The organism is Mariniflexile sp. (assembly GCF_052728615.1).
The window spans coordinates 1-25,438 of sequence record NZ_JBFVFE010000026.1; the positions used below are offsets into that span (position 1 = coordinate 1).

At 36.4% G+C, this 25,438-nt stretch carries 20 protein-coding genes; 8 read left to right on the top strand and 12 right to left on the bottom strand.

Going from position 1 to position 25,438, the window contains the following annotated elements; all coding sequences use genetic code 11:
• Positions 1 to 354 precede the first annotated feature (354 nt).
• The gene (mgrA, locus tag ACU1LP_RS11000; protein ID WP_445736277.1) at positions 355 to 1,368 is read left to right on the top strand and encodes an L-glyceraldehyde 3-phosphate reductase; all 1,014 of its coding nucleotides are present in this window, start codon (positions 355 to 357) and stop codon (positions 1,366 to 1,368) included.
• Between the two features lie 2 nt (positions 1,369 to 1,370).
• Here the strand turns inward: mgrA and ACU1LP_RS11005 are convergent, their stop codons facing one another.
• Entirely contained in the window at positions 1,371 to 2,048 is a 678-nt protein-coding gene (locus ACU1LP_RS11005) for a hypothetical protein (RefSeq protein ID WP_445736278.1), read from the bottom strand.
• A gap of 441 nt (positions 2,049 to 2,489) precedes the next feature.
• On the opposite strand from ACU1LP_RS11005, the gene ACU1LP_RS11010 reads away from it, so the two are divergent.
• Complete coding sequence (locus ACU1LP_RS11010; protein WP_445731717.1) at positions 2,490 to 2,624, top strand: hypothetical protein; 135 nt, start codon at positions 2,490 to 2,492, stop codon at positions 2,622 to 2,624.
• Between the two features lie 79 nt (positions 2,625 to 2,703).
• The gene (locus tag ACU1LP_RS11015; RefSeq protein WP_445736279.1) at positions 2,704 to 3,261 is read left to right on the top strand and encodes an ExbD/TolR family protein; all 558 of its coding nucleotides are present in this window, start codon (positions 2,704 to 2,706) and stop codon (positions 3,259 to 3,261) included.
• A gap of 176 nt (positions 3,262 to 3,437) precedes the next feature.
• Here the strand turns inward: ACU1LP_RS11015 and ACU1LP_RS11020 are convergent, their stop codons facing one another.
• The 4 genes from ACU1LP_RS11020 to ACU1LP_RS11035 form a co-directional block, all read right to left on the bottom strand.
• Positions 3,438 to 4,022, bottom strand: a complete 585-nt coding sequence (locus ACU1LP_RS11020) for a hypothetical protein (RefSeq protein ID WP_445731715.1) — start codon at positions 4,020 to 4,022, stop codon at positions 3,438 to 3,440.
• Between the two features lie 28 nt (positions 4,023 to 4,050).
• Complete coding sequence (locus tag ACU1LP_RS11025) at positions 4,051 to 4,440, bottom strand: 3D domain-containing protein (RefSeq protein ID WP_445736280.1); 390 nt, start codon at positions 4,438 to 4,440, stop codon at positions 4,051 to 4,053.
• Positions 4,441 to 4,563: 123 nt separating this feature from the next.
• The gene (locus ACU1LP_RS11030) at positions 4,564 to 5,043 is read right to left on the bottom strand and encodes an Hsp20/alpha crystallin family protein (protein ID WP_445731713.1); all 480 of its coding nucleotides are present in this window, start codon (positions 5,041 to 5,043) and stop codon (positions 4,564 to 4,566) included.
• 133 nt (positions 5,044 to 5,176) lie between these two features.
• Positions 5,177 to 7,153, bottom strand: coding sequence for an alpha-ketoacid dehydrogenase subunit alpha/beta (locus ACU1LP_RS11035; protein ID WP_445736281.1), 1,977 nt, complete (start codon positions 7,151 to 7,153; stop codon positions 5,177 to 5,179).
• 208 nt (positions 7,154 to 7,361) lie between these two features.
• Between ACU1LP_RS11035 and ACU1LP_RS11040 the strand changes: the two genes are divergently transcribed.
• The 5 genes from ACU1LP_RS11040 to ACU1LP_RS11060 all read left to right on the top strand — a co-directional run bounded on the left by ACU1LP_RS11040 (position 7,362) and on the right by ACU1LP_RS11060 (position 11,419).
• Entirely contained in the window at positions 7,362 to 8,312 is a 951-nt protein-coding gene (locus ACU1LP_RS11040; protein ID WP_445731711.1) for an isopenicillin N synthase family dioxygenase, read from the top strand.
• Between the two features lie 107 nt (positions 8,313 to 8,419).
• Entirely contained in the window at positions 8,420 to 8,749 is a 330-nt protein-coding gene (locus ACU1LP_RS11045; protein ID WP_445731710.1) for a translation initiation factor, read from the top strand.
• 2 nt (positions 8,750 to 8,751) lie between these two features.
• A complete protein-coding gene (locus ACU1LP_RS11050) occupies positions 8,752 to 9,693 on the top strand; it encodes a DUF1835 domain-containing protein (protein WP_445731709.1) in 942 nt (313 codons plus the stop codon).
• The gene (locus ACU1LP_RS11055) at positions 9,683 to 10,555 is read left to right on the top strand and encodes a nucleoside phosphorylase (RefSeq protein WP_445736282.1); all 873 of its coding nucleotides are present in this window, start codon (positions 9,683 to 9,685) and stop codon (positions 10,553 to 10,555) included. The genes ACU1LP_RS11050 and ACU1LP_RS11055 overlap by 11 nt, the downstream gene beginning before the upstream one ends.
• 9 nt (positions 10,556 to 10,564) lie before the next feature.
• Positions 10,565 to 11,419, top strand: a complete 855-nt coding sequence (locus ACU1LP_RS11060) for a substrate-binding domain-containing protein (protein WP_445736283.1) — start codon at positions 10,565 to 10,567, stop codon at positions 11,417 to 11,419.
• Positions 11,420 to 11,566: 147 nt separating this feature from the next.
• Here the strand turns inward: ACU1LP_RS11060 and ACU1LP_RS11065 are convergent, their stop codons facing one another.
• The 7 genes from ACU1LP_RS11065 to ACU1LP_RS11095 form a co-directional block, all read right to left on the bottom strand.
• Entirely contained in the window at positions 11,567 to 13,144 is a 1,578-nt protein-coding gene (locus ACU1LP_RS11065) for an FAD-dependent oxidoreductase (RefSeq protein ID WP_445736284.1), read from the bottom strand.
• A 367-nt stretch (positions 13,145 to 13,511) separates the two neighbouring features.
• Complete coding sequence (gene bglX, locus ACU1LP_RS11070) at positions 13,512 to 15,836, bottom strand: beta-glucosidase BglX (RefSeq protein WP_445736285.1); 2,325 nt, start codon at positions 15,834 to 15,836, stop codon at positions 13,512 to 13,514.
• A 10-nt stretch (positions 15,837 to 15,846) separates the two neighbouring features.
• Complete coding sequence (locus ACU1LP_RS11075) at positions 15,847 to 17,325, bottom strand: sulfatase-like hydrolase/transferase (RefSeq protein WP_445736286.1); 1,479 nt, start codon at positions 17,323 to 17,325, stop codon at positions 15,847 to 15,849.
• A 533-nt stretch (positions 17,326 to 17,858) separates the two neighbouring features.
• Entirely contained in the window at positions 17,859 to 18,689 is an 831-nt protein-coding gene (locus tag ACU1LP_RS11080) for an endonuclease/exonuclease/phosphatase family protein (protein WP_445731345.1), read from the bottom strand.
• Positions 18,690 to 18,961: 272 nt separating this feature from the next.
• Entirely contained in the window at positions 18,962 to 20,536 is a 1,575-nt protein-coding gene (locus ACU1LP_RS11085) for a family 16 glycosylhydrolase (RefSeq protein ID WP_445736287.1), read from the bottom strand.
• Between the two features lie 127 nt (positions 20,537 to 20,663).
• The gene (locus tag ACU1LP_RS11090) at positions 20,664 to 22,316 is read right to left on the bottom strand and encodes a RagB/SusD family nutrient uptake outer membrane protein (RefSeq protein ID WP_445736288.1); all 1,653 of its coding nucleotides are present in this window, start codon (positions 22,314 to 22,316) and stop codon (positions 20,664 to 20,666) included.
• Positions 22,317 to 22,334: 18 nt separating this feature from the next.
• Positions 22,335 to 25,379: a SusC/RagA family TonB-linked outer membrane protein gene (locus ACU1LP_RS11095; protein WP_445731342.1), complete on the bottom strand. Its 3,045-nt coding sequence runs from the start codon at positions 25,377 to 25,379 to the stop codon at positions 22,335 to 22,337.
• Positions 25,380 to 25,438: the final 59 nt, after the last annotated feature.

The following is a 25,438-nucleotide window of genomic DNA, read 5'->3' on the forward strand; positions in this document are numbered from 1 at the left end:
TTATCCGAAAAGATTACTTTTACCACATAAAATAAATGTTTAAAATAGCAAATTAATCGCTTGCGGATTTAAGGTATATATTGGAATAAGCGGGACCATTTCACATTGTGAACACATTTAAAGTTTTTCAATTGGCTAAAAAATTATCCTTTTGCACCCATTTTTTATCTTTTTTTAGTTCCGTAGCGATGCTATGCAACTAAAAAAAGCCTTCAACTGGTTACAAAATGATTAATTTTCGCCTCAATCAAAAACTTTAAATGAGTTCTGTAACAAACTTTTTAAAGACCTTTTAAGCATTTCACCAAGATTAAAGGAAGTAATTTATATCTTTACTTTTTTAATTTTTCAACTATGCAAATCAACGATAAATCTGGAGTAAAAGACTATGTAGCTAATACACAACGCTACGAAACCATGACCTACAATAGAACAGGAAAAAGCGGCGTGCTTTTACCTGCATTATCTCTTGGTTTATGGCATAATTTCGGGTTTGTGGACACCATCCAAAATGGCAGGGACGTATTGAGATGCGCTTTCGATTTGGGAATCACGCATTTTGATTTGGCCAATAATTACGGACCGCCTTATGGTTCGGCCGAGGAAAACTTCGGAACGATATTTAAAAAAGATTTTAAAAATTACCGGGACGAATTATTCATTGCCAGTAAAGCGGGTTATGATATGTGGCCGGGGCCTTATGGTAATTTAGGATCCAGAAAATATTTAATCTCCAGTCTGGACCAAAGTTTAAAACGTATGGGATTGGATTATGTTGATATTTTTTATCACCACAGACCAGACCCCGATACGCCATTGGAAGAAACCATGGGCGCTTTGGCAGATATAGTGCGCCAAGGAAAAGCGTTGTATGTTGGTATTTCCAATTACCAGCCTAAAGAAACCCAAGAAGCGGCGGACATTTTAAAGCGATTAAACGTGCCATTTATATTGCACCAAGCGCGTTATTCGATGTTTGACCGTTGGGTTGAAAACGGCCTTTTAGAAACTTTAGAACAAAACGGTGTGGGCTGTATTGCCTTTTCCCCCTTGGCACAAGGCATGCTTACCGATAAATATTTGAAAGGAATTCCAAAAGATTCCCGAGCGGCAAAAGATTTAACGTATTTGAATGTGGATACGGTAAACAGTAATCTGGAAAAAGTAGAGCGATTGGATGCTTTGGCTAAGGAACGCGGACAAAAACTATCGCAAATGGCATTGGCTTGGATTTTAAGACAGCCACAGGTTGCCTCTGTATTGATTGGTGCCAGTTCGCCTAATCAATTAAAGGAAAATGTAAAGGCTTTGGATAATTTAAGTTTTACTGAAGATGAATTGAAGTTGATTGATAAGATTGTTTCTTAAAACTACTCTTTCACAATAATAATAGTCGCTTTTACCCCAGTAGCAAGATTCCAACGGTTTGCTGAAACTAAATTGCCCATGTCGTCAACCACTCTAAATTCGGCGGTGTTGGGTCCTGATTCTCCTTGGTTCAATGCTAAAAAATCTATTTTATTAAATCCCTTTTGCAAATCGAGTTTAAATCCGCTAAAGCCTCCGTTTAAAAATACTCTAGCTTGCACCACATCGTCGTTTACCAAAACCTGGATTAAATCGCCATCTACATAGCCATGATCTCTGTAGGCTATGTTTACAAACTTCGCTTTGCTCTTAAAATCCCCAAAATATTGGTCGGTTGTACTGCCGTTCCGTGCTTCAACTTCCGCAGGTGTTAATTTTGTGTCGGCGAGTTGGTCATTTAGCTGTTTCGTGTAAAGTTCTCCAGGATTGCCGAATTTTTCGCCAAATAACGAAAATTCCTTTTTAGGCAATTCCACCCCAGTAGATAACTTGGGGACATTTAAAGTGCCAAAAGTCTGGTTGTTTTCAATGGGTTTTGAAGGTGTTATGGTAGGCGTTGTTGCAGTTTCCTTTTTGCTCTCAACAGCAGGAATTGCAGTAGATTTGTTTTGGCTATCTAACTGCGCATTCAACAACAAAATTGAAGTGAAAAAAATAAAAAATGACAAAAATAGCTTCATTAATTTTATGTAATAATTTTGTGACTTACAAAACTTAAAAACTTCATTTATAAGTCAAAGATATTTTTTTATCTTAAAAACGAAGACTTAAGTACTCATATTTTACATTCATTTAACAAAAACTATTCCTAATTATGGGATAATCTGTTTTTTCTTAAAAAATCAACCTTCTTAATTGATCGATTACGCCTTCCCTATGTCGTTCAAATTGTTAAATTTTGTTAATTTATTACTTTGTTATACATAGTACTGTAACAAAATTGTTTTGTGGTCGTCTATCTTATATAAATCAATTAAAAAACAAAAAATCATGAGAACTTTAAACAACAATCAATTAACAGACACTCCTAAAAACACAAAGAGTCATGTGTGGAACAGCAAAAGACGTTACAGATGGTAACGTCTTTTTTTCAAATTAATTCATCAATAAAATCAATCAAAATGCGAACAGTTATTAAAACATCAAATCACCTGAATACCAGAATACAAGATTCTGTAATAATCAACAAAAGAATTATTGGCATCTACAACACATCAGAAGGTATTTGGAAAGGTGTTAATCGATATGCGCATTAAGTAAGTTTCTGAAGCCATGTAACTTATGGTATTGTTTTTGTGAGGCATTAATTACATTAACAAATAAAAATCCATACACATGAGACGATCAAATTTAATGCCCGAAGTAAATGCAGGGTCTATGGCAGACATTGCATTTTTGTTACTTATTTTCTTTTTGGTTACGGCTACCATTTCTTCAGATGAAGGAATAAACAGAATGCTTCCCAGCGAGTGCCCACCCGGAATTGATTGCACCAATCCTATTAATGAACGGAATATTTTAAGAATTGTTATTAACAATAATGATGAAATAATGTTGGGAAAAGATATTGTTTCCATTGAGGAAGTAAAGGATATTGCCAAAAATTTTATTGATAATAATGGTGACGGCAGTTGTACCTATTGTAATGGGAATAAAGTGTTGAGTGCCTCTGATAGCCCTAAAGAAGCGGTGGTTTCTTTGCAAAACGGACAACAAACTTCGTACAAACAATATGTTGCTGTTCAAAATGAATTAACTAAAGCATATTATGAGTTGAGAAACACCTATTCTGAAAAAGTGCTAAAAAAACCTTCCGATAAACTTTCAAAAGAAGAATTAAAAAAAGCAAAAAACGCCTACCCTTTTATACTTTTAGAGGCTGAAATAAAGTAAGCCTATTTTTTAATATAGAATGAAAATATTTCATAGTATTAAAATAATCAGTAGTTTTTGACCCCTCCGCCTATCGGCACCTCCCCTTAAAAAAAGGGGAGGAATTTATAGGGGCAGTTCACAATCCGTGAGTATTTTCGTAAGTAGCCTAGAACTTAAGCAATTAATTTATACCGTTACACAGCGTTTTTATTCCGATTATATAATTCAGTTTCATTTCTTTCAAATGGTGGAATAGCAATATCAAATTCCCAAGTTTCTTTAATTTCAGGAAATATTTCTCTTATTTTTTCTCCAAATACAAACCAACCTTTGGTGCTTTCACTAATTTCAAAACTTCTTTCTTTATCTATATCTACAAAAAGACAAATTTCGTCAACTGCTAATAAATCAACTTTATAAGCCAAAATTCGATTAATTTCATTCCATTTCGTTTTTGTCAATTTTCCGTTAAGCATTAATTCAAATCCTATTTCGTTGTAATTGAAAAGTCCATTTGTGCTATATAAATGCTTAAATTCCTTTTCTCGTATTAATTTTGCTTCTTTACTATTTTCGCTGATAAACCTATTATTTAGATTAACAAACTTCAATAATAAGACAATCGAACCAATTCCGAAAAACCCAATTATAACCCAAGTCATAATTTGGGATTTATCCATTATTGTCAGTCCGACAATTGAGAAAGTCAAACAGATAATTCCAGCGAGTAAATCACTATATTTTTTTCCAATTATTATATTTTTATCGTCAGTTTTCAAATGTTGGATTACTTGATTATATACTTAACTATTTTTTAATGGAATCCAAAGGTTTCAAAATTCCATAGGAAATTGAAACCTTTTTTCTGCCCCATTTTCTTGCGGCTTTCACATCGGTGCCCATATAAATATCTATTTTATTCCTCCAACGCGGGTGCATCCTGTCTTTCACAAAATAAATACTATCAAACCCTTTAATCTTTACAGGTGTATCGCGTTTCAAACCTTTTCTGTACAAATCCCTAGAAACCGCAATATACCTAAGTCCGGGTTTTAAACTATCGCCAAATGCGGTGATATGTGGATTGGAATTGGTTTGAGCAGCTACCGAATTATAAGCCGAGGCAGAAACTTTCAGGTCGTGCCAGGTATAAAGCTCTTCAAAAGGAACATGCACTTCCTTTTTACAACCATACACAACCAACAAAAACAGTATGACGAAAAGCTTTTTAATTTTATCAAAGGTTTAGATTTTAAAGATACAAAATAACTATTATGTTTATATTGTAACAAAAAAGAGAGCTTTTGGCTCTCTTTTCTGTTAAGAAATTTTAACTTGCTTAACGGGTTTTCTCTTGGCTTCCTCTCTTTTTGGAAGATGGACTTTTAAAATACCATCATTATAATCTGCCGAAATTTTGTCAGCATCCACAGAATCTGGAATGGCAAATGTTCTATTAAATGAAGAATATCCAAACTCTCTGCGTGTATAGCTCTCCGTTTTTTCGCTGTTCTCTGTTTTTGACTCGACACCGATTGATAACACATGATTATCAACATTAATTTCGAAATCAGATTTTTTCAACCCCGGAACTGCCATGTCTATCACAAACTCGTTATCAGAATTTATAACATTGACCGCTGGCAAAGTGATACCCGTATTGAAATTGGACATAAACTCTGTTCCTAACCCTTTACCTAGCATATCATCAAACCAAGATGGTAAATTGGGTAACAAATTAAAATTGGATTCTGATGGCTTTTTATTGCCATTTTTAACTGTTGGAATTAAAGTACTCATAATTAAATATTTTAAAGTTATACAATTAATTTTATAGTGTACAATCAAATAAAATACCAATCAAAAAAAACTGAAAAATTTTCAGTAAAACTGACATTTTTTCATTTTAAAGCACTTATTGGTAGTCATTTAGTCAATATTTAAACAATTCGTTTAAAGCAATCTCAAATCTATTCTTAGGCAAATACTGTGTTTCCAATTGCGGTGCAAAAGGAATGGGTGTTTCCAAACTTCCAACACGTATTACAGGGGCATCCAAATACTTAAAACAGTTTTCCATGATTAAAGCGGAAATATCGCTGGCGATACCACCAAACAACGAATCTTCATGCAAAATAATGGCTTTTCCAGTTTTTTTGACTGAAGCGTAAATAGCTTGGGTATCCATTGGCTGAAGCGTTCTTAAGTCGATAACATCGGCTTTAATAGTTGGGTTTCTGTCTAAAGTTTCCAAAGCCCAATGGACCGCGGCTCCATAACTAATGATGGTAATATTGCTGCCTTCTCTAATTATTGAAGCTTTTCCAAATGGCAACGTATAATAATCGGTTGGAACATCCTGACGAATACTTCTATATAAACCTTTATGCTCAAAAAACAACACAGGGTTGGGGTCGTTCATTGCGGTATTCAACAAGCCTTTGGCATCATAAGGAAATGCGGGGTAAACCACTTTCAATCCAGGTGTTTTGGTAAACCAAGCTTCATTGGTTTGCGAGTGAAACGGGCCCGCAGCTACCCCACCACCACAAGGCATTCTTAAAACCACATCGGCATTTTGACTCCATCTATAATGTGATTTTGCTAAATAATTCACTACCGGGTTAAAACCTGAAGTAACAAAATCGGCAAATTGCATCTCAACCACGCTTTTAATGCCTGCGATGGATAAACCCATGGCGGTTTCTATGATTGCGGACTCACAAATGGGCGTATTGCGAACGCGCTCCTTTCCAAATTGCTCCAAAAATCCTTCAGTTATTTTAAAGGCGCCACCATATTCTGCGATATCTTGACCCATGATCACTAAGTTTGGGTGACGTTCCATACTTTGTTTCAAGCCTTCGGAAATGGCATCTATAAATCGAACTTCTTTAGTTTCATAAGAACCATTAACTTCTTGATATACAAATTTTTTATAAACATCATCTAATTCGTTGGTCTTATTGGGAACGATGTCTTCTTCCGCGAAAGCGATATCCAAATGTTCATTGATTTCATTTAAAATAGTTTCCTTTATGGATGTTACATCACTCTCAGATAAAATACCTTGTCCTTTTAAAAACGCTTCATAATTAACAACAGGGTCATTTAAAGCCCAAGAATCCATAAGTTCCTGTGGCACATATTTAGTGCCACTCGCCTCTTCATGCCCACGCATTCTAAAGGTTTTAAATTCCACTAAAATTGGTCGTGGATTGTGGCGAACATTCTCTGCAATATCCCGAACTCGGTTATAAACTTCTAAAACATTGTTGCCATCAATAATATGCGATTCCATGCCGTAACCCGCGCCCTTATCGGCAATGTGCTGGCAATTGTACTGCTCGTTGGTGGGAGTTGAGAGTCCGTAACCATTATTTTCAACACAAAACAAAACGGGCAATTGCCAAACGGAAGCAACGTTCAGCGCTTCATGGAAATCGCCTTCGCTCGTCCCTCCTTCACCGGTAAAAACAGCCACAACGTGATTTTGGCTGTTCAATTTTGACGCTAATGCAATCCCATCTGCAACCCCTAATTGAGGTCCCAAATGCGAAATCATCCCTACAATTTTATGGTCCTGGGTACCAAAATGAAAAGAACGGTCCCTACCTTTTGTAAACCCTGAAGCTTTCCCTTGCCATTGCCCAAATAATCGATATAAAGGAATGTTTCGGGATGTAAAAACCCCTAAATTTCTGTGCATGGGCAGTATATATTCGTCTTTATCTAAAGCCAAAGTGACCCCAACGGCTATAGCTTCTTGCCCAATACCCGAAAACCATTTGCTTATTTTTCCTTGGCGCAATAAAATAAGCATCTTCTCCTCAATCAACCTTGGTTTCAAAAGGGCTTTGTACAGATTTAATAAGGTGTTGTTATCAAGATTATTAATTTGGAAATCCATATTTAAAGAAGCTGAATTTTTAATAACATATTGAAATGTTTTATACTCAAATATACCATAAAAAGTGTAAATCAATCATAAAGTTAACCGAAATAGATTGCATTAATCTATGTTTTGTTTTTGTACATTTGTGTTACACCATACTCAACTCGTTTAAACTTTTTAGCCAATTGAAAAAGTTTAAATGAGTTCATCAAAATAATTCCTTATGAATATTGTACCAAGTGTAGATTTAAATGATTTTATTTCCGGCGATGCAGCCCGAAAGCAAAAATTTGTGGATGCTATAGGAAAAGCATACGAAGACATTGGGTTTGTGGCATTAAAAGGTCATTTTTTAAGCGATGCTTTAGTCGATAATCTATATAAAGAAGTGAAGAATTTTTTCAGTTTGCCTGTTGAAACCAAACGGAAATATGAAATTCCAGGTATTGGCGGCCAACGTGGTTATGTGTCTTTTGGAAAAGAAAGTGCAAAGGGAAAAAAAGAAGGCGACTTAAAGGAATTTTGGCATTTTGGACAGTATGTTGAAGACAACCCTAAATTAGAAGCAGAATATCCCAAAAATGTTTTAGTGGAGGAACTTCCGGAATTTAATAAAGCAGGCAAGGAAACCTATAGAATGCTGGAAAAAACAGCAAAATATGTATTAAGAGCCTTGGCCTTGCATTTAGGTTTGGAAGAAACGTATTTTGATGATTACATCCACAATGGAAACTCCATTTTAAGACCCATCCATTATCCACCAATAACCGAAGAACCAAAAGAAGCAGTGCGTGCAGCAGCACATGGCGATATTAATTTAATAACCCTGTTAATGGGTGCCCAAGGTCGTGGATTGCAAGTCCAAAACCATAAAGGTGAGTGGATTGATGCCATTGCGGAGCCTGATGAGTTGATGATCAATGTGGGAGATATGCTATCGAGGCACACCAATAACAAATTAAAATCGACCATACACCGCGTTATAAACCCACCCCGTGAACTTTGGGGGACTTCGCGTTATTCCATTCCGTTTTTTATGCACCCCATAAGCGCTATGAGATTAGACGTGCTGGAAGGTTGCATAGATAAGGACCACCCGAAAGCTTTTGATGATATTACTGCGGGCGAATTTTTGAATGAACGCTTGATAGAACTTGGTTTGATTAAGAAATGAGTGTACAGTCGCAGTAAACAGTCTGAAAAAGCCCCTCAATCCCCAAAGGGGAAGCCAAAACTGAAAACTGAGACTGCGACTGCGACTGCGACTGAAAACTAAAAAAAATGGATTTACAAGACCAATTAAAAAACCTGTTCCCAGAACACATTCAGGAAGGACCCGTAGGCGATTCGGAAAATGCATCAAAAATTTGGATGCAAGACGAACCCATAATTTGTAAATACGAAAAACGCAAAGGCAAGCCCATCACCATTTTAGAAGGTTATACCGGCGCATCGGAAGATTTTAAGATTTTGGCAAAAGAGATAAAAACCACCCTAAGTGTTGGCGGTAGTTTTAAGGACAATAAAATCATCATTCAAGGTGATTATCGCAATAAAATCATGAAAATGCTAAAAGACAAAGGTTTTAACGTAAAACGCGTGGGCGGTTAATTATGGACAAATTACCACTTCATATAACCAATGGTACGGCGCTTACCAAGTTTATAAATGAATTGAATATTGAAGGAGAAAAGCTTACATGGCAAGAAATGTTGTGTGAAGGACCCACGGTAGAACAGGTGTATTCTGCCGGGTTTTTGAAACTCAGGAAAACTTTTTTCAGGTCTTTTTATGATATTGATTTAAATGTTGCGGAAATTGAATCGGAATTGGACAAATTGAACCATCCAGAAAATTATTCTGAAATTATATTGTGGTTTGAATACGATTTGTTTTGCCATATTAATATGTTAGCGGTCATAAGTTTAATCCACCAAAAAAAAATAGACCTTCCCCTCTACTTGGTCTGTAGTGGTAGAGTGGATAGAAGCAAAAATTTAAAAGCTTTATCAGAACTTAATTCCGGGGCATTATTGAAGCATTACAGAGATAAAGTGGAACTGAAACCAGAAGATATCGATTTAGCATTGACGGTTTGGGGCATTTACTGCGGAAGAGACCATAATTTATTCAAACCTTTTATAGTAAAAACGTCTTCTTTCAAATATTTAAGTAATTGTTTAAAAGCCCATTTAGAGCGTTTTCCTGAAACTAAAGATGGCTTGAACGTGTTAGAACGCAATGTACTGGAAATAGTAAAGGATAAAAAAATAAAATCCAGACATCATTTGCTTGGTTACGCCCTTAATTACCAAGGGTATTATGGTTATGGCGATTTGCAAATATCGAGAATCATAGAGAAATTAAGTCTCTTTTTTGATGAGGACGATAGTGGCATAAAATTAAATAGAAAAGGCCATTTAGCATTAATTGGACAGCATAATTTTTCGTTGGAAATTGATAATTCCATGGATTTTGGCGGTGTCAACAAATTCGATTTCCAATTCAATAAAAAGTTAAATAAATTAGTAAAAACAGTACGCAATGCCCATTAAGGAATCTGAACTTATATTAAATCCTGACGGAAGTGTTTACCACTTAAACCTGAAACCAGAAAACGTTGCCAAAACCGTTATTTTGGTGGGCGATCAAGACCGTGTGGAAAAAGTATCGAAGCGTTTTGATAGCGTCGAATTTAAAACACAAAAACGCGAGTTCAAAACCCATACAGGAGCTTATAAAGGCAAACGAATATCGGTCATTTCCACAGGAATTGGACCAGATAATATTGATATTGTTCTAAATGAATTGGATGCCTTGTTTAACATCGATTTAAAAACCAGAAAACCCAAAGAAACCATTACCAGTCTTGATATTGTAAGAATTGGCACATCGGGTTCATTACAAAACGACATTCCCGTGGACAGCTTTGTTTTAAGCACCTACGGACTGGATTTGAATGGGATGTTGCATTCCTATCAAATAAACGCTGTTTCAAACCCTGATATAGAAGATGCATTTATAAAACAAACCCATTGGCATATTAATAAAGCACGTCCCATCGTTATAAAAAACAGTGAATCCTTAGAGAAAAGTTTAGAAAGTGAAGGCGTTTATAAAGGAATCACCGCTACTGCTGGCGGATTTTATGGCGCTCAAGGAAGAGTGTTGCGCTTGCCGGTTCAAGATGCAACTTTAAACCATAATATGGATGCATTCAAATACAACGGTTTACGAATAACCAACCTTGAAATGGAAACATCGGCTATTTATGGATTATCAAAACTTTTAGGGCATCGCGCCGTGTCGTTAAATGCCATTATTGCCAATAGGGCGAACGGGACTTTTAGTAAAAATCCCTCGCAGGTTGTAGAAAACCTTATTACCTTTACCCTCACTAAATTAGTTGAACTATAGATTGGTTTCATGAAGAAAGTAAACATTGGAGGCGTACCAGAACACTTTAACTTAGCATGGTATTTAACATTTAAAAATGGCGAATACAAGGAGCAAAATATCAATTTACGTTGGAAAGATTATCCTGGAGGCACCGGAGACATGTGCAAAGCATTGCGTGAAAAAGAAATTGACATCGCGGTTATTCTTACCGAAGGCATTATAAAGGATATTATTGATGGCAACCCCAGTAAAATTGTACAGACGTTTATACAAACGCCTTTAATTTGGGGCATCCATGTGGCTAATGATTCGCCTTATAGAACTATTGAAGACTTAAAAGGAAAAGTAGCCGCTATTAGTAGATATGGTTCCGGATCGCACTTAATGGCTTATATCAATGCTGAGAATAATAAGTGGGATTTAAAAAACGATTTGGATTTTAAAATAGTTGGTAATTTAGACAGAGCTATCGAAAGTTTACAAAGTGGCGATTCCGATTATTTTTTATGGGAAAGGTTCACAACGAAACCACTTGTTGATAATGGCACTTTTAGGCACGTTGGCAACTGCCCTACACCTTGGCCCTGTTTTGTAATTGCTGCCAGAAAGGATTTTATTGAATCGAACAAAACGGATCTGAAAACCATTTTGAGCATAATAAACAAAACGACTTCCGAGTTTAAAGACATCCCAAGTATCGATAAAACCATTTCAAATAAATATAACCAAAAGCTGGATGATGTCCGGGAATGGTTGAATATTACGGAATGGTCGCAAAAACCCATTGATAAAGAAACGGTTATAAGAACCCAAAGTGAGCTGTTTTCATTGAATATCATACCTGAAATAGTAGATTACAGAACGCTCACCGCTAAATTGTAAACCTTTTTGAAGTGATTTTTTTTCCAGACCTCACAGTCCCGACGATTCGGGATAAAAACTGTGAGGTCTTGGTTATCCTTAAAATTACGAGTAGTTTATTCTTTCAAAAATATTTTTATCATGTATTTAGCTCAATTTTACAGCTATTTATAAAACATAGTGATTCGCAATTTTTGTAAACGCGTTAATTTGCTGTTGTTCCCATTCTGGATCTTTATTTAACTCTTTAGCCAACATGTTTGCTACCACAGGAATTATTTCCAATGTGGCTCGGGCATCTAAAAACAACATACGGACCCGTCTCGCCAGAATATCTTCTGCGGTTCTTGCCATTTCATATCGAATAGCCCAAATAATTTCTGCTTTGGTATAAGGTAATCGCACATGTAATGTTTCGCCTAATTCTGGAGATTCCTTAATTAACTTTTGAATACCCGCTTGGTCGCTTCCGTAAATATATTGATGCTGTGTTTTGTCATGGGATTCGGTAGCGCCGTGAATTTTTACGCTTTTTGTTTTACAGGAAACGTTTTTTAATTTCCCGATTGCAATAGCTCTATTCACGGTATCCTGAGCCATTCTTCTATACGTGGTCCATTTGCCACCTGTAATGGTTATTAATCCTGAATTTGAAACTATGATTTTATGGCTTCTTGAAATTTCCTTTGTTTTTTCAGACTTATCCTTTGGTGCTGCCAAGGGCCTTAAACCAGCAAAAATGCTCAACACGTCCTTTTTACTCACTTTTTTGGTTAGATAATTATTTGCCGTCGTAATGATAAAATCCACTTCTTTGTCTAAAGGTTTAGGCTCTAAACTATGGCTATCCAGCAACGTATCGGTAGTTCCAACTACTATTTTATTGTGCCATGGCACTAAAAATAACACCCTACCATCATTGGTATTTGGAATCATAATGGCATCATTTCCTGGTAAAAAAGATTTATCTAACACCAAATGGATCCCCTGACTTGGGCGCACGATGTTTTTTGCTTCCGGATTATCCATTTTCAGAATTTCATCGGTAAAAACACCTGTAGCATTTATAACAACATTGGCATTTAAAGAATATGGGGTTTTAGTTTCTACATCTTCAGCAATCACCCCGTTTACCATGCCATTGCTATTCTTCAACAACTGGTTTACTTTAAAATGATTTAAAACAGTCGCCCCATGTTCTATGGCTGTTTGGGCAATATTTACAGCTAACCGTGAATCGTCAAATTGCCCATCATGATACACCACACCACCTTTAAGTTTTCCGTTTTTAAGGGTACTTAATCTTGAAAGGGTTTCCTTTTTATCGATCCGAATCGATTTTCCAAAACTCAAATTACCGGCCAAAGCATCGTAAATTTTAAGGCCGATGGCATATTTAAGCGTGTCCCACCATGTATAATTGGGGATTATGAACGATTGGTTACTTACCAAATGTGGCGCGTTTTTTAACATTAATCCTCGTTCGTACAACGCTTCCTTAACCAAATCGATGTTGCCTTGCGCTAAATAACGCACGCCCCCATGAACCAGTTTGGTGCTTCGGCTGGAGGTGCCTTTTGCAAAATCCACTTGTTCCAATAAAAGGGTTTTAAATCCACGGGTGGCACTATCTAAAGCAACGCCCAACCCTGTGGCGCCTCCTCCAATAACGATGACATCCCAATGGGGGTTCTCCTCTATTTGTTTTATTAATGTGGTTCTTTTAAAAATAGTGTTGTCTTTCAATTGATTGTTTTTGATGTGATTTTAATTGTTATTTTTAAATTGGTGTTTAGTAAAAATTTAATAAAATAGACCCCTCCGCCTAAAGACACCTCCCCTTGAAAAAAGGGGAGGAATTTCTTGCTCCTAAAGGCATACCGAAAACTCGGTACAGGCTCTCCTCTTGAAAAAAAGGGGAGGTGCCTTTAGGCGGAGGGGTCGACTTAAATAATTTTTTTAATGAAATATCTTTTTTTGTCATGTACTAAAATTATTGTTTTTTAATTGTCATTCCGGATAGCTATCGGGACGGGTCGCTATTAATCATTTCGTTGGGTGATAATGCTTTTAACATGTTCGTTTCATTTACTCAAATTGAACTCCAAAAATCTTATTCAGTTACTGAAAATGATGCTTTTAAAGGAGCGTTTGAATCGCCTCCTACCCAAACATTAAAATCGCCCAGTTCTACTTCCCATTTTTTATTGATGGTGTAAAACTGAAGCATATCGGCATTTACAGCAAAGTAAATCGTTTTTGTTTCCCCTGCTTTAATCATTGTTTTTTGGAAGCCTTTCAACTCTTTTACAGGGCGGGTTAAGCTACCTACTAAATCTCGAATGTATAATTGCACCACTTCTTCACCATCTCTGGTTCCTGTATTTGAAACCTCAACAGACAGCTTTATTTCTTCAGTTTTTGAAATGGTATTTTTATCCAGTTTTAAATTTTTATATTCAAAAGTGGTATAGCTCAATCCAAAACCAAACGGGTACAAAGCTGTTTTTGGCGCATCAGTATAACCTGAATAAGTAACATGGCTTGGACTATAAGGTCTTCCTGTATTTTTTTGGTTGTAATACAACGGTTCTTGCCCCACATTATGAGGAAAAGACACCGGTAATTTCCCCGACGGATTATAATCGCCAAATAATACATCGGCCATGGCGTTACCCGATTCTGAACCTAAAAACCAGCACTCTAAAATGGTAGGCACATTATTAGCCGCCCACGAAATATCCATAGGTCTTCCGTTCATTAAAACAATCACAACATTTTTATTCACTTTGTAAACCGCTTCCAATAATTGTTGCTGTACACCGAAAAACCCAATATTGGTTTGACTTCGTCCTTCACCCGTTTGAAAGGCATCTTCGCCAATAGCCAATAAGACTACTTCGCCTTTTTTGGCTGCTTCAACAGCCGCGGGAATTCCAGACACATCTGTTGTATTGAATCTTAAAGGATACAAAAATTGATTGTCTCCAGGCTTTATGGTTGGCATTGTTAAGTCTCCTCCTTTTTCATAATATATTTTAGTATTCTTCCCAACAGCGCTTTTAACACCCTCTAAAAGTGACATCGACGAATTATACTCGCCCTTCGCTCTCCAATTTCCAAGAGGTGCATCTTTATCATCTGCAAGCGGGCCTATAACGGCTATGCTTTTTAAGTTTTTAGAAAATGGCAGTAATTTGGTTTCATTTTTTAGCAAAACGATGGATTTTTTTGCTGCATCTCTAGCAATGGCTAAATGTTCTTTAGTGTAAACATTGTTTTTTTCCCTAGCTTCATCACAATATTTATAGGGATCATCAAAAAGACCTAAATTAAATTTCAATCGTAAAATACGTTTAACGGCATCATCTAGTTGTGCCAAAGAAATTTTCTTTTCTTTTAGCAAAGTTTCCAAATGCGCCTCATAGGCATAGGATTCCATATCCATATCGCTCCCTGCGTTTAAAGCTATTTCAGCAGCCTGTTTTTTATCTTTGGCATACCCATGCGCTATCAGTTCTCCAATGGAGCCCCAATCGGATACCACGAACCCATTCCAACCCCAATCTCCTTTTAAAATATCCCTTTGCAACATTTTATTGCCTGTTGAAGGAATGCCATCAATCTCGTTGAAGGAATTCATAAATGTTGCCACACCAGCTTCTGCCGCTGCCTTAAAGGGAGGTAAAATGGCATTATGTAATTCGTATTCACCAATATTCACCGTGTTATAATCTCTTCCGGCTTCGGCAAAACCATAGCCCGCAAAATGTTTGGCACAGGCTGCGATGGTATTGGATTTTGATAGATCGTCCCCTTGAAACCCTTGTACACGTGCCACTCCTATAACGGCATTTAAATAGGTGTCTTCGCCAGCACCTTCCATGATCCGGCCCCAACGGGCATCTCTAGATACATCAATCATGGGGGCAAACGTCCATTGTATGCCAGATGCTGCCGCTTCTTTTGCAGCAATGGAAGCCGTTTTTTTAATAATATCCAGATCCCAACTGGCACTTTCACCCAAAGGGATTGGAAAAATGGTTTTATACCCATGAATCACATCATAACCAAAAATCAAGGGGATTTTAAGTCGGGAATTTTCCATGACAATTTTTTGGGTTTCCCGTGTCGATTCCACAGAAGTAATATTCAGCATAGATCCTACTTCACCATTTTTCAGTTTGTTTAGCTTATGTTGATCGCCATTGGAGGATGACGGTCCTGTGGCATTCCACTTGCCACTGTATTGCACCAATTGTCCAATTTTTTCATTGAGATGCATGAGCGCTAAAACAGAATCCACTTTCTGTTCTACCCGTATATCTAAATTAGTGGCCAAATGCGTTTTTTGTTCATCAATTACAAACTTCTTAAAGCCGTATAAAAAAATGGCAATTAGCAATATAGGAAAGAGTAATAAAGTCTGTTTTTTCATAAAAATTTTTTTAATAGTTCCCAATATTGGTAGTACACCAATTTTGGTATGCCTGTTCTAATTCTTTAACTTTTTCTGGATTTTGACTAGATAAATCAATCCGTTCTCCCGGATCATCTTCTAAATTGAATAATTTTAGTGAAAAATCATCTCTAATAGGTTTAATGTATAAATTACTTGGTCTGCTTTTCCAATGGTCTTCATTCGTGTTTGTTAATTTCCAATCGGCTTTTCTAATGGCCCATGTTTTTTGCCATTTCCAAACCAATACTCGGTCTTTAACGGGTTGCAATAAATTGATGCCATCCAAGGTTTTGTCTGTTAATTTTATACCTACGGCAGACGCTATGGTTGGTAAAATATCCGTGGCCGATACATAAGAATTTTGAACTTGACCCGCAGCAATTTTACCAGGCCAACTTATAGCCATTGGTACACGTATGCCACCTTCCCAAAGTGAATATTTACCAGCGGTGAGCGGACTGTTATTGGCGCCATTTAAAGGGGTTCCACCATTATCGGACAGAAATATAATAAGTGTTTCTTTTTCTAAACCTTCCTTTTTAATCGATTCTAAAACCCTTCCAATATTGTCATCCAAACAATTCAAATTGGCGAGGTAATATTTCCTCAAATCTTCATCCTGAATGGCACCCAACCGCGAATATTTATCATAATACGCCGAATACGACCCCACAGGATGTTTTTCGAAAGCCATTAAACTATCAGGGTCATAATTGGGAATGGGTTTTACATGGTATTTATCCAGATATTTTTGTGGCACCTCATGTATCAAGTGGTGCACCGAATTATACGCCAGCGTTAAGAAAAAGGGCTTGTTTTTTGATTTTTGAATGTACTGAATAGCCTCGTCTGTTAAAATATCAGTCAAATAACCATCCTTATAACTTTTCACGCCATTATTGTGCATCAAAGGGCCTAAAACCGCACTTGTTCCGTCAGGATCTGGCGTTCTATCTTTAATTTCCTGTGAAAGCAACCAATAATCGTGCGCATGGGCACTAAAGCCTAAAAACTCGTCGTAACCATGTTTTAAAGGATATTCCCTAACATCATACTTATGGAAATTCTTTCCCAAATCATTTTTCCCAATTCTAGCGGTTGCATAACCAGCTTCTTTTAAATATTCGGCAATGGTTTTAACAGAGTCAGGCAACCCGGGGCCCCAACTGGCGTTTTTATCCCATCTAATTTGGTTTTTGCCCGTCAGCATCCCCACGCGCGAAGGGCTACAAACAGGCGCCGTGGTATAGGCTTCCGTAAATATCATCCCGGAATTCGCCAATTTTGTCATGTTTGGATTTGTAATAACTGGGTCATGATTTTTAAATGGTTCAAAATCAGCATACCCTTGGTCGTCCACCACAATTAAAAGGATGTTGGGGGTTTTATCTTTTTTAACAGATTGCGCATTGTTTTTACAAGAAAACAAACCAAAAAACAAGGCAATGATGAATAGTTTTTTCATGTGAAAAATATTAGTTGTCTATTATTTTGGGTGTTACCCTTCGGGTCGGGTTTTATTCGTTATTTAATATTTTTTTAGAGGAACTTATGAATATAAATATTTCGCTACAAGCCCTCGCTCTCCCGATAACTCCCGATAGCTATCGGGACGGGATCGCTGTGGGCTTTCCGCTCCAAATGCGAAGCATTCACGATTTCATTAATTTTAAAATTTTAACTATGAGTAATCCCTAACGCGTGTTACCAGCTATCGTTCAGCAAATGCCCAAGTCTATTTTGTACCATACGGATACATTATAAAATATCCCATTTTATCAAAATAATTCTACTCTTTAAACCCCTCCGCCTATCAGCACCTCCCCTTGAAAAAAGGGGAGGAATTCCCTCCGCCTATCGGCATACCGCAATTCGGTACAAGCTCTCCCCTTGAAAAAAAGGGGAGGAATTCCCTCAACTTTTCGGAAAATCATTTTATCATGTGCTTTAAAATTATTGTTTCAACGTCGAGCTAAACTAGAGTCCATAAAATCATTTCTATTCCAATGTAAATTCAACAAACACCGGAAAGTGGTCCGATGGGTATTTCAAATTATTGGAATCACTCAAAACAGCATGCTTAATTACAGTAAGATGATTCGATTTCGACATAAAAACATAGTCTATCTTTCTGGTTACAGGCTCATTGAACTTAAAACCGTTAAATGTTCCGTTGGGACCAAAAGTTAATTTAGCCACCGTTTGGGTGTTCAACATACTTTCAGATAAATTTTTAATCAGCAAACTGTTTGGTTCCACATTAAAATCGCCCATTAAAATCACTGGGTAATTTTTGGTGTTTACTTCTTTAATTTTTTGCTGAATTTGCTTGATGCCATTTAATTGTGCTTGCGCTCCCACATGGTCTAAATGGGTATTGAAAACCCATATTTTTTTTGAGGTTTTTAAATCTGTAAACAAGCCGTAGGTGTAAATTCTAGGATATGCCGCATCCCAACCTTTTGAAACTATTTTGGGCGTTTCAGAAAGCCAAAACGTGTTTTCTTTCTCCACTTTAAATTTTTTCGTATTGTAAAAAATAGATGAATGTTCTCCTTCATTGCCCCCATCTCTTCCCAGACCTATAACCTTATAGTCTTTTAGGGCTTCTTTTAAATCTGCCATTTGGTTAGGCCTCGCTTCCTGAACCCCTAAAATATCAGGGCCAAAAAATAGTACTTGGGAGCTTAAAAAATCTTTTCTGTGCGTCCAGGCATTTTCGCCATCGGAAGCTATGTCCAAACGGACATTATAGGTCATCACCTTGAAATCTTGGGCTTTACAGTTTGTAATGCTCATGAGTGTTATTAATAATAGTATGTGCTTCATGTGTTTAGCTTGTTAATGGTTAAAACTCTTCAATTTCTTTGCAGTTAATTTATTTTAGTTCATGACAAAAATATTTTATATTATCAAAATATTTACTGCTATTTACCCCTCCGCCTATCGGCACCTCCCCTTAAAAAAGGGGAGGACTTGATTTAGGAGATCTTATAATGATTTAAGCATCTATAAATTTTTGTCATGTACCTAAATAAATTAGTTTAAAGGAATTTTAATCCTTACTCAACGTTTTAGATTTCAAATTCTTAGTGAATTTATTATTCTTTCTGAAAAACCCTAACATAATCGATAACCATTTTCTGCGGAAAAATAGCATCATCAATACCTTTTTGTCCTCCCCACATGCCACCAACGGCAACATTTAAAATAAGATGGAATTTTTGGTCAAAAGGCCATTCGGCTGTCGTTTTATGTTCATTTACAATGTGGTTGTAAACCACGCCATCCAATATAAAATCCATTTTTTCGGGAGTCCATTCCAGGGCAAAAACATGAAAAGTATCATTCGGCTTGTCAATAAAAATCGTTTTGCCTTTTTGGGTGCCTATCAAATGGTTATATGCCTTGGTATGTATGGTACCGTGAATGGTGTCATTATCATAGCCCACTTGCTCCATAATGTCTATTTCACCGCTTTCTGGCCAGCCTATGTTTTTCCTGTTTTCGCTTAACATCCATATTGCGGGCCACATACCGCGTCCTTTTGGTAGTTTTGCGCTTACCTCTATACGTCCGTATTGCCAAGAAGCCAATCCTTCGGTTTTTATTCTTGCCGAGGTATATTGGGCGGAATCGATTTCTCTTTTGTATCTCATCCAGTCTTTGATAGCAGGGTTTTTAAAATCTTTATTGGCTACTTTTTCTTTGTGGGCTTCAATAATCAAATGACCATTTTCTACTCGCGCGTTTTTTAAACTATCCACATAATATTGCTTTTCATTATTGGCAATAAATCCGTGTTCATAAGTCCATTTGGTAGAATCTGGTATTCCTTTATAATTAAACTCGTCACTCCAAACTAGTTTATAGCCTTGTTTTGTTGGACTTTTTTTTATTCTTTCAAATAACAATTCAGGTTCGTCCGTGGTTATAAAATCAAAATCATTTGCCAATAACCAGTCCATATCTTCGGTTGTATTTGCAGTCCAAGTATTTAATAATAAACCATGATTTTTAGCGCTTTCAATCCACTCGGGATTTCTTTTAATCTTGAATACAGCATAGTCTAATCCGTTAATACCATCTTCCTTTAATTGTTCAGGCGTTTTAGAGCCATCCAGATACTGTGTTTTGGCATTCTTATCTAATTCCTTTACTTTGATAAGAATTTCATAACTAAAACTGATGTATGTTAATATAAAAGGTTCTGCTTTTAATTCTTTAACCAGTTTTATTACCTTTTCGGCAATAATAACATTTCTTCCTTCTATTTTTGAAGGTTTAATTTCGCACACCAAACCTGTACTGGTATTGTTTTGCATTCCAGCAAGCAAATACTGTTTTAAAGTAGGTATGGTTTCACCGTTAGAGAGTTTGTGCTTTGATAATTCAGCATACGTAGATTCTTCAACAACTAAATTATTATAATTAGCATCGTGGGCTACAATGAGTATATGGTCAGAAGTCATTCTTACATCAAACTCCGACCCTGTACAATTTAATGCCATAGCACGTTTTAACGACGCAATGGAGTTTTCTGGAAGGTTATTGGCTTTCCAAGCACCTCGATGGGCAATCACGGGGTTGTTCGCAAAAGTAATATTATTTTTTTTAGGTACTGTTTTACAGGCGTTAAAGCCTATTAGAATACATAATATAAATAAAAAACGCATATTTAGATTGAATTATTGGTTTGACTACAACTGTAAATATAGTAGGTGATACCCTTTAAATACTAAGGGCAAATGTACCTTTTGCCCTTAGACTTAAAAAAAACAAACTACTAAACAATTTAATACATTAATACCCGTCGTTTTGAGGGTAATTAGGGCCCAAAAGGTTCATTTCTGCAAGTGGTATTGGCCAATTAACCATGTGAGGTTTAATAGAAAATCTGGCGTCACTTCTATATGGTAGTGGTTTTGCAGGTGTATTGTTGGCACCACCATCTGTTGAATTCTCTTTGCTTAAATCGCCTGCCATTCCATAACCAGCATGATCTCTTACAAAATCATATAATTTACTTGTTCTTTTTAACATATACCAACGACGGCCCTCAAAAGCTAATTCTCGGGCTTGTTCATCTAAGATCATTTGTAAATCGATGGTCGTTACAGCCGACGTATTTGCTCTAGTCCTTACTTTATTCAAATCTTTAATAGCCTCAGCAGGATTGTTTAACATTAAATTAGCTTCCGCTGCAAAAAGATAAGTTTCTGCCAAACGATACATGGGTATATTTTTGAATTGATTATTTTCAGTAGGAATACCATCATCAGGAAAATATTTTTTACAGCCGGCATTTAAACGGATGAACCAGAAATTCCTATTGGAAGCAGTTGCTGCAAATTCTTTCCATTGTGGATGTACAATTTTGGTTCCTAATTCTACGCCTGACGGAATGGTGGCAGCATCATTATAAACATAATCTTGAATATAATAAGTGCCTTTAATACGTTTGTCATTAGGATCTGCATTTAAAAGATCTCTTAAATAATTATTCATTGTTAACCACGCAAAACCACGGCCACCTTGTTCTATTGAATATTTTGAACCTGGTATCTGTTCAGCATAATTTGGCATTAAATTAAAATTAATTCTGTTGGCTTTACCATTTACTTGATTTTTAAATTGCAATGCCCACAGTATTTCTGAACTATTTACCTCACCTGCAAAAACCAATCTTGGGTCGGAAGCTAATGTATGTGACCCAGAATTTATGATTGCTTCTGACTGTAATTTTGCCTCTGCCCAATTTTTTTGCCATAAAGCTACATCTGCTTTTACGTGTCTTGCCGTACCTTGAGTTATTCTGCCATTTTGATTAGTCGTCCATTTTAGATTATTAATAGCATAGGTTAAATCTTCATTAATTAGCTTATAAATTTCAGCTTCAGGCGTTTTATCCAATATGATATTAAAAACGTTCTCTGGGGTGGTAGGTTCGGTAGTTATAAAAATATTGTTAAACAATTTGAACAAGGTAAATGTAGAATTGGCCCTGAAAAATTTGGCTTCGGCTATTGCCTGGGCTCTTCTAACTTCATCCATTCCTTGGATATTCTCAGCTGCTTTTATTAAAGCGTTGGCTCTATCAATAATTTTATAATTAGTTTTCCAATAATCACTGAAAACACCGCTATTTTCGGGTGTTGTGCCATTTCGCATTCTGCCGTAATTTGAGATTTCCCCTCCGCGAGGTATCGTAAGGTCATCACGGGAATCTATCACAATGGCATTGGAACCATTATTAGCGCCGTTCTCCCAAAAGGCTCTTTGAAAACTATAGAGGGCCACTACGCCAGCTTCTAAACCGTCAGGAGTACTGTAAACTAAATCTGCCGTAAATTGTGAAGTTGGATTTTCTTGCAGAAATTCATCGCAGGATGTTATAAAAACAAGCATGGAAAAAAGAGATCCTATCCATTTAAAATATATATTTTTTAGTTTCATGATTTTAGTTTTTAATAGTTATAAAGTAATATTCACACCTAATGTGATCGATTTTGTATCGGGAAAATCTCCTGCATTATTTTCGGGGCTATACGATTTGTAATCTGTAATTGTAAACAAATTAGAACCCGTGATGTATAATCTTGCAGCATTCATGTTCAATTTACCTAATACTGACTGTGATAAATTATACGACAATGACAAGGTTCTTAACCTAACATAGGATGCATCTGTAATACCCAAAACACTTATGTTGGCAGGGGCACCTGCATAATTTGGTCGTGGCGCCGTGTTAGACGGGTTCTCAGGTGTCCAATAGTCTCTTACGATACCATTTCTAACAGATGTTATAGTACCGCCTTCGTTAAAATCTGCCAAATAAGGATTATATCTTTTAGCACCTTCAACAATATATAAGTCGGCTAATAATTCAAATCCTTTAAATTGTACAGAAGAAGAAATTGAGGCAAACCAATCAGGATCTCTTTTTACGATAACACGGTCATCATCATTAATTACGCCATCATTATTCTCATCTTTTAATTTAATGGAGCCTGCAAATAAAGTTGAAACGTTTTGAAAGGGAGTTACCGTGCCGTTTAATGTTCCTTGAGGTGATCCTAAAGCTTCTTCATCTGTTTGAAAAATGCCATCAAAAACATAGGCTCTATATACATTAATAGGTTCGCCAGCATATCTGTTTCTTCCCAAATCATCTTTAGGGAGGCCGTCCACATCTACAATACCTGTTTTGGTTATTTCATTCCTATTTTTTGTAAATACACCCGTAACGCTCCATTTTAAATCATTATTTCTAATAATTTCGCCGGTTAATAATAGCTCAATTCCACTATTTTTAGTTTCCCCTCCATTGGTAATCATGGAGCTGAAACCTGAATTTCCTCCTAAGGAAATATCGGTTAACAAATCGGTTGTTTTGGTATTATAGTATTCCGCTGAGCCCCTAAGTCTATTTTTAAACAGTCCATAATCAAGACCTATATTATAGGTAGTTGAAGTTTCCCATGTTAAATTTGGATTTGGCAATACGGTGCCTGGTAAGTTTCCACCAACAATTGCTCCTCCAAAAATATATGGAAAATTATCTACGACGCCCAGCGTAGTGTAAGGATCTAACGATTGATTTCCAACAGAACCATAACTTATTCTTAGCTTCAATTCATTAATTGATTCTACGTTATTAAGAAAAGATTCTTTATGCATTTGCCACGCAAAAGAAGCTGCAGGGAAAAAACCCCATTTATTGTTTTCCGAAAATACTGAGGCACCATCCTTACGACCTGTTAAGGTTAACAAATATTTATCCATTAAAGTATATCGTATCCTGCCCAAAAAAGAAGAAAGCCTATATTGTTCTTCATTTCTTTCAGTCTTAAAACTCAAGGCACCACTAATACCATCATATCCTAAAACATCATTACCAAACCCCGTAGCATCGGTGGTGGTTCTAGACGAGTTTCTTTGGTTTATTGATTGCACAAATGTGACATCCATTCTATTATTATCATTTATTTCTGGTGTATAATTGAAAATGTTCTCTATTAAATATTCTTCTCTTAGCGTATTAGAAACCGTAGCACTTCCATTAGGTGTTACACCTTGAGAATGCAATTTGGAAATGTATTGACCTTCATCAATAAACCTTCTGCTCAATAAGGTATTCAACTTGTAAGAAAAACTTTTTGCAAATTGATAGTTTGCTACTAAATTAAGGTTGTACAAATTGGTTTTTATATCGTTGTCAGATTCTCTAATATTCCATAATGGATTGATGCTGCTGCTACTTGCGTTTGCACCTGCCAAATCCTTAACTAAATTACCATTGGTATCATAAGGCCCTGTTAATGGCGAAATAGTTACAAAGTCTAAACTAGTAGTTTCTTTTTTCTGGTTTGCTGTGCTCACATTTAGGTTTGCTTCAATACTAGCCTTATCATTAATTTTTTGGTTTAGGTTTAATCTAAAAGAACCTCTTTTATAACCTGAAGTTGGTATCAAACCTTTTTGGTCAAAGTAATTGGCGCTCGAAAATACTTTGGTGTTTTCACTACCGCCGCTAACACTTAATGTATGGCTATTGATAAGACCTGTTCGCAATACTTCATCTTCCCAATTTACAAAATTGCCTGCAATGAAAGCAGCATACTCTGTAGCTGAACTAAAATTTACGGTATCGTCGCTGTAGGCTTGTACACCATTAACTACTGGGTTTGTTGTTCTAACGGCCTCTCTTCTTAGTTTTACAAATTCCTCAGCTGAGTATAGATCGAAGTTTTTGGTAAGCTTTTGAACCGTTGTATAAGAATTTAATGAAACCCTAACTTTAGCGTCTTTACCTTTTTTGGTTGTAATAAGGATAACCCCATTGGATGCCCTAGCACCATATATTGCTTGGGCTGAAGCGTCTTTTAAGACTTCAATAGAGGTTATATCATCTGGATTGACATCATTTATATTCTCAATGGGGAAACCATCAAGAACCACTAAAGGTTGATTGCCACCTCGAATGGAATTTCTACCTCGTATTACAATATCTGACGTTCCACCAGGTCTTGCCGAAACTAGATTTACTTGAACCCCGGCTGCTTGTCCCCTAATCATTTCAGATATGTTAGTGGTCGGGATTGCAATGGCATTCTCCATTTCTACTTTTGATACCGAGCCTGTTATATCGCTCTTTTTCTGTGTTCCATAACCCACTACAACAATTTCATCTAGAGCACTGGCATCTGTAGCTAGTAAAATAGTTAATGAACCAGAGGTTATTGCAACTTCTTTAGTTTTATACCCTAAATAAGATACCGTTAGGGTTGTTGCGCTGTTGGCGACTGATAAAGTGAAATTTCCATCAAAATCTGTTGATGCACCATTAGTAGTTCCTTTTACAACTACAGAGGCGCCTGGTAGCGGCATATTATCATCTGCTGATAACACCTTTCCTGTAATTGTTTTTTGCGATTGTGCCATCATTACGACCGAGGCGAGCATAAACAATAAAGGAATTAGGAATTTGATTTTTTGTTTAAATAATTTTAGTTTCATATAAATGTAGTTTTAAGTTTAGTTTCAAAAGTATAGCTGGAATCTATTTTACCATTTAC

Bases quoted from the DNA above. Each gene is read 5' to 3' on its own strand.
- ACU1LP_RS11035 (WP_445736281.1), bottom strand. From the start codon at position 7,153: ATGGATTTCCAAATTAATAATCTTGATAACAACACCTTATTAAATCTG.
- ACU1LP_RS11040 (WP_445731711.1), top strand. From the start codon at position 7,362: ATGAATATTGTACCAAGTGTAGATTTAAATGATTTTATTTCCGGCGAT.
- ACU1LP_RS11080 (WP_445731345.1), bottom strand. From the start codon at position 18,689: ATGAAGCACATACTATTATTAATAACACTCATGAGCATTACAAACTGT.
- bglX (WP_445736285.1), bottom strand. From the start codon at position 15,836: ATGAAAAAACAGACTTTATTACTCTTTCCTATATTGCTAATTGCCATT.
- ACU1LP_RS11075 (WP_445736286.1), bottom strand. From the start codon at position 17,325: ATGAAAAAACTATTCATCATTGCCTTGTTTTTTGGTTTGTTTTCTTGT.
- ACU1LP_RS11030 (WP_445731713.1), bottom strand. From the start codon at position 5,043: ATGAGTACTTTAATTCCAACAGTTAAAAATGGCAATAAAAAGCCATCA.
- ACU1LP_RS11055 (WP_445736282.1), top strand. From the start codon at position 9,683: ATGCCCATTAAGGAATCTGAACTTATATTAAATCCTGACGGAAGTGTT.
- ACU1LP_RS11050 (WP_445731709.1), top strand. From the start codon at position 8,752: ATGGACAAATTACCACTTCATATAACCAATGGTACGGCGCTTACCAAG.
- ACU1LP_RS11085 (WP_445736287.1), bottom strand. From the start codon at position 20,536: ATGCGTTTTTTATTTATATTATGTATTCTAATAGGCTTTAACGCCTGT.
- ACU1LP_RS11015 (WP_445736279.1), top strand. From the start codon at position 2,704: ATGAGACGATCAAATTTAATGCCCGAAGTAAATGCAGGGTCTATGGCA.
- ACU1LP_RS11010 (WP_445731717.1), top strand. From the start codon at position 2,490: ATGCGAACAGTTATTAAAACATCAAATCACCTGAATACCAGAATACAA.
- mgrA (WP_445736277.1), top strand. From the start codon at position 355: ATGCAAATCAACGATAAATCTGGAGTAAAAGACTATGTAGCTAATACA.
- ACU1LP_RS11095 (WP_445731342.1), bottom strand. From the start codon at position 25,379: ATGAAACTAAAATTATTTAAACAAAAAATCAAATTCCTAATTCCTTTA.
- ACU1LP_RS11090 (WP_445736288.1), bottom strand. From the start codon at position 22,316: ATGAAACTAAAAAATATATATTTTAAATGGATAGGATCTCTTTTTTCC.
- ACU1LP_RS11005 (WP_445736278.1), bottom strand. From the start codon at position 2,048: ATGAAGCTATTTTTGTCATTTTTTATTTTTTTCACTTCAATTTTGTTG.
- ACU1LP_RS11045 (WP_445731710.1), top strand. From the start codon at position 8,420: ATGGATTTACAAGACCAATTAAAAAACCTGTTCCCAGAACACATTCAG.
- ACU1LP_RS11060 (WP_445736283.1), top strand. From the start codon at position 10,565: ATGAAGAAAGTAAACATTGGAGGCGTACCAGAACACTTTAACTTAGCA.